Origin of the sequence: Aquimarina agarivorans (assembly GCF_000218485.1) — a bacterium.
GTDB lineage: Bacteria > Bacteroidota > Bacteroidia > Flavobacteriales > Flavobacteriaceae > Aquimarina > Aquimarina agarivorans.
This window is the reverse complement of sequence record NZ_AFPB01000127.1, coordinates 1-779: the sequence shown is the minus strand read 5'-3', so window position 1 is coordinate 779 and position 779 is coordinate 1. Positions and strand designations below refer to the sequence as shown.

1 protein-coding gene is annotated in these 779 nt (G+C 30.9%); it reads right to left on the bottom strand.

Going from position 1 to position 779, the window contains the following annotated elements; translation table 11 throughout:
- Positions 1-10: 10 nt before the first annotated feature.
- A partial coding sequence (locus tag GMC_RS20600; protein WP_238527941.1) for an HNH endonuclease occupies positions 11-779 on the bottom strand: 769 nt, incomplete at its 5' end.

Here is a 779-nt window from a genome sequence, read left to right as displayed (position 1 = left end):
TTGTGTACAGTTATTTATCAAGTTCAGATTCAAGTTTTTCTATTTTAACTTTCAATTTTTCGTTATATGTATTTCCATCAATACCGTTAGTAATTTTGCTATGACAATTGGGGCAAAGTGCAATTACGTTTATTGGAGAATCACTTCCTTTTTTGCTTAATTCAATCATATGATGAACCTCTAAATAAGGCTCTCCATTTTTTTTAAGAAAAGGAGCTTGATTTTCACACCCTTCACAATTGCCCTTTGCTCTTGTTAAAGCATATGTTTTTATTATTTCACTTCTTTTAGTTCTTGATGAAGATGATTCACTACTTTTCTCAGGGTTTTCTTTTGAGTTTTCATAAGCTTTTATCCTAAATTCCGAGAATGATATTAACTGGGGGTCTTTATTAAATTCAGTTTCAATATACTTATATGCTCTATCACTTACCGTATTTAATTTGACAGCTTTTATTATTTTTTCAGGAGTATAATCTGTTATTATTTCTATGCTCTTATTTGTTACGACTAAATATGGCTTACCGATTTTACTTCCGTCTTTTTTTGAAGTCTTTTGAGCAATTTTGACATCTCCTCTGAATCTAGTTCCAATGGGGTTTTCATCTCTTAAATTTCTAGGAAACTCAACTCTGAAATCTTCAGAAAATAGTTCTAAGGGTTTTACTCTTGGTCGAGAGCTCTTAGATTCAACTATAGTTTCCAAAAGTACTCCTTCAAATCTGTCTCCAATTTTGGGTGAGTCAATCATTTTATTGTTTTTGGTAATTGTACACAAC